At 61.7% G+C, this 3,421-nt stretch carries 5 protein-coding genes; 2 read left to right on the forward strand and 3 right to left on the reverse strand.

Annotated features, from left to right (window positions below; translation table 11 throughout):
• Positions 1 to 122: 122 nt before the first annotated feature.
• Positions 123 to 257, forward strand: a complete 135-nt coding sequence (gene cutA, locus ACOTXC_RS22600; RefSeq protein ID WP_023408307.1) for a divalent cation tolerance protein CutA — start codon at positions 123 to 125, stop codon at positions 255 to 257.
• Between the two features lie 4 nt (positions 258 to 261).
• Positions 262 to 1,293 (forward strand): protein-disulfide reductase DsbD domain-containing protein, encoded by a 1,032-nt coding sequence (locus ACOTXC_RS22605; RefSeq protein ID WP_004201169.1) that lies wholly within the window; start codon positions 262 to 264, stop codon positions 1,291 to 1,293.
• Between the two features lie 10 nt (positions 1,294 to 1,303).
• Here ACOTXC_RS22605 and ACOTXC_RS22610 read toward each other — a convergent pair whose 3' ends face one another.
• From ACOTXC_RS22610 to ACOTXC_RS22620, 3 genes are read right to left on the reverse strand one after another with little or no spacing between them, the layout of a single operon-like run.
• Entirely contained in the window at positions 1,304 to 1,942 is a 639-nt protein-coding gene (locus ACOTXC_RS22610) for a phosphoribosylanthranilate isomerase (protein ID WP_004201168.1), read from the reverse strand.
• A 4-nt stretch (positions 1,943 to 1,946) separates the two neighbouring features.
• On the reverse strand, positions 1,947 to 2,312 hold the full coding sequence (gene ble / locus ACOTXC_RS22615) for a bleomycin binding protein Ble-MBL (RefSeq protein WP_004201167.1): 366 nt from the start codon (positions 2,310 to 2,312) through the stop codon (positions 1,947 to 1,949).
• A gap of 3 nt (positions 2,313 to 2,315) precedes the next feature.
• A complete protein-coding gene (locus tag ACOTXC_RS22620; protein ID WP_023408309.1) occupies positions 2,316 to 3,128 on the reverse strand; it encodes a subclass B1 metallo-beta-lactamase NDM-5 in 813 nt (270 codons plus the stop codon).
• Positions 3,129 to 3,421: the final 293 nt, after the last annotated feature.

Genomic DNA, 3,421 nt, shown 5'->3' on the forward strand with positions numbered 1-3,421 from the left:
AGTACCAGCGTACGGCCCACAGAATGATGTCACGCTGAAAATGCCGGCCTTTGAATGGGTTCATGTGCAGCTCCATCAGCAAAAGGGGATGATAAGTTTATCACCACCGACTATTTGCAACAGTGCCCCCCGCCCTGCAGGAACGCCTGCGCCAACTGCATCCCTACGAACTCCCGGAGCTGCTCGCGGTCGAAGCCGCGTCCGGCCTGCCCGAATACCTGCAATGGCTGGCCGCCGAGAGCCGACCGGTAAACTGAGCCAATGACCGCATCCACGATCCGCCTGCGCCGCTGGCTGGCCGGGCTCGCCCTGCTGCTTGCGCTGCCCGCGACCTCGGCCGTCGCCCAGGACTTCGAACTGCCGCCGGTCGACGAGGTCTTCGTCCTGTCCGCGCAGGCCACCGCGCCGGACCGCATCGAGGTGCGCTGGCGGATCGCCGACGGCTATTACCTGTACCGGCACCGCACCTCGGTCAAGGCCGATGCCGCCTTCACCGGCGCGACCATGGCGCTGCCGAAGGGCAAGGCCTACCGCGACGAATTCTTCGGCGACGTCGAAACCTACCGCAAGGAATTGCTCGGCACCCTCACCGGCACGCCCGCGGCCGGCGCGAGCGCGACCACCCTGACCGTGAAGTACCAGGGCTGCGCCGATGCCGGCGTGTGCTACCCGCCGCAGACCCGCACCCTGAAGGTCGCGTTGCCGGGCGAAGCGGGCGCTGGCGGCTTCGGCTGTAAGGCGCGCGGGCTGCATGATTATGTCGTCAAGAACGGCTCTGCCGATCATCCCAACGCCGAGGTGAAATTCGCACTGGGTGATGTGGTCAACACCATGATCGGCTGCACTAATGGTGAAACGATCATGCTGTGCCACGACACCTCGCTGCCGCGCCCCTATTCTCTCGGCTTTCGGGTGCAAGGCACCGAGGGGCTGTGGATGGACGTCAACAAGTCGATCTATCTGGAGGGCAAGAGCCCACAGCCGCACCGCTGGGAGCCTGCCGAGGGCTGGTTTGCGAAATACGATCACCCGCTATGGAAACGCTACGCCGATCTGGCGGCAGGGGCCGGGCATGGCGGGATGGACTGGTTCGTGATCCACGCTTTTGTCGAGGCGCTGAAGGCCAAGGCCCCGATGCCAATCGACATTTACGACGCGCTGGCCTGGAGCGCGATCACGCCTCTGTCGGAACAATCGATTGCTGAGGGCAATCGCACGTTAGATTTTCCCGACTTCACCCGAGGGCAGTGGCGCACCCGCAAGCCGATCTTTGCGCTGAACGACGCCTATTGATCGACGCGATTTAGGCCAAGCGCACCGCAAAGGCGAAATTGGTAATCTTGTCGGTATCCTTGACGCCCGGCGCGCTTTCGACGCCGCTGGAGGTATCGACCAGCGGCGCTCCGGTGCGCGCAATCGCCTCGGCAACATTCGTCGGATTTAGCCCGCCTGCCAGCCCCCACGGCAAGGCACCGCGATATCCGGCCAGCAGCGACCAGTCGAACGCCAACCCCATGCCGCCGGGCAGCGCGCCTTTGGGGGTCTTGGCGTCGAACAAGATCAAGTCCGCCGCCCCGGCATAGGCTGCGGCGCGTGCGACATCGCTGGCGCTGGCGACGGGCAGCGCCTTCCACACCGGCTTGCCAAACCGCGCGCGCAACTGGGCCACGCGTTCGGGCGATTCCGAACCGTGCAGCTGCAGCGCGTTCAGCTTGGCTGCCACCAGTGCGTCGGCGATGACAGCATCATCCGCATCGACGAACAAACCGACCATGGCGATCTGGCCAGCTGCGCGCGATGTCAAAGCGCCCGCGACATTCGACGTAACCGCACGGGGCGACGCTGGATAGAACACCAACCCGGCATAGTCCGCCCGCGCCGCGATGGTCGCATCGAGCGCCTCGGGTGTGCTGATCCCGCAAATCTTGATTTTCGCGGGCATGCGGTCAGTCGGGGTTCTGGATCAGCCGCACCAGCGTGCAGTCGGGATCGATCAGGTAGCCGATCCTCAGGCCGCTCGCCTCCAGTTGCGGAGCTTTGAAGCGCGGCCAGCCGGTGCTTTTTTCCTCGGCTCCCGCCGCGTTCACCAATGCCACCATGGCATCGAGATCATCCAACCGCAGGCAACAGCCGAACGAGCTCGTAGCTGGGTCGAGGTCAGGATAGGGGAAGAATTCGAGCTGCAAACCGCCGCGCTGCAGGATCATCCAGCCGCGATCCTTCCAACTCGTCGCAAAGCCCAGCTTCGCATAAAACGCCTCTGTCACATCGAAATCGCGCGATGGCAGATTGGGGGTGACGTGGTCAGCCATGGCTCAGCGCAGCTTGTCGGCCATGCGGGCCGTATGAGTGATTGCGGCGCGGCTATCGGGGGCGGAATGGCTCATCACGATCATGCTGGCCTTGGGGAACGCCGCACCAAACGCGCGCGCTGACGCGGCGTAGTGCTCAGTGTCGGCATCACCGAGATTGCCGAGCGACTTGGCCTTGCTGTCCTTGATCAGGCAGCCACCAAAAGCGATGTCGGTGCCGTCGATCCCAACGGTGATATTGTCACTGGTGTGGCCGGGGCCGGGGTAAAATACCTTGAGCGGGCCAAAGTTGGGCGCGGTTGCTGGTTCGACCCAGCCATTGGCGGCGAAAGTCAGGCTGTGTTGCGCCGCAACCAGCCCCTCTTGCGGGGCAAGCTGGTTCGACAACGCATTGGCATAAGTCGCAATCCCCGCCGCATGCAGCGCGTCCATACCGCCCATCTTGTCCTGATGCGCGTGAGTCACCACCGCCAGCGCGACCGGCAGGTTGATCTCCTGCTTGATCCAGTTGAGGATCTGGGCGGTCTGGTCATCGGTCCAGGCGGTATCGACCAACAGCACGCGGCCGCCATCCCTGACGATCAAACCGTTGGAAGCGACTGCCCCGAAACCCGGCATGTCGAGATAGGAAGTGTGCTGCCAGACATTCGGTGCGAGCTGGCGGAAAACCAGATCGCCAAACCGTTGGTCGCCAGTTTCCATTTGCTGGCCAATCGTCGGGCGGATTTCACCGGGCATGCACCCGCTCAGCATCAATGCAGCGGCTAATGCGGTGCTCAGCTTCGCGACCGGGTGCATAATATTGGGCAATTCCATCAAGTTTTCCTTTTATTCAGCATTAAAAACCCCGCAAATGCGAGGCCTAGTAAATAGATGATCTTAATTTGGTTCACTGTAGCAAAAATATGGGGCGAATTCAAACATGAGGTGCGACAGTTTCAAAAGCCATATGATAATCAACAAGCTGAGCAAATTTCTCTAAGGAAGGTGCGAACAAGTCCCTGATATGAGATCATGTTTGTCATCTGGAGCCATGGAACAGGGTTCATCATGAGTCATCAACTTACCTTCGCCGACAGTGAATTCAGCAGTAAGCGCCGTCAGACCAG

Origin of the sequence: Enterobacter cloacae complex sp. IR5428, from assembly GCF_049238585.1 — a bacterium.
In the GTDB taxonomy this organism is placed as follows: Bacteria; Pseudomonadota; Gammaproteobacteria; order Enterobacterales; family Enterobacteriaceae; genus Enterobacter; species Enterobacter intestinihominis.

Coding starts and splice junctions, on each gene's coding strand:
- ACOTXC_RS22610 (WP_004201168.1), bottom strand. CDS start 1,942: ATGCCCGCGAAAATCAAGATTTGCGGGATCAGCACACCCGAGGCGCTC.
- ble (WP_004201167.1), bottom strand. CDS start 2,312: ATGGCTGACCACGTCACCCCCAATCTGCCATCGCGCGATTTCGATGTG.
- ACOTXC_RS22605 (WP_004201169.1), top strand. CDS start 262: ATGACCGCATCCACGATCCGCCTGCGCCGCTGGCTGGCCGGGCTCGCC.
- ACOTXC_RS22620 (WP_023408309.1), bottom strand. CDS start 3,128: ATGGAATTGCCCAATATTATGCACCCGGTCGCGAAGCTGAGCACCGCA.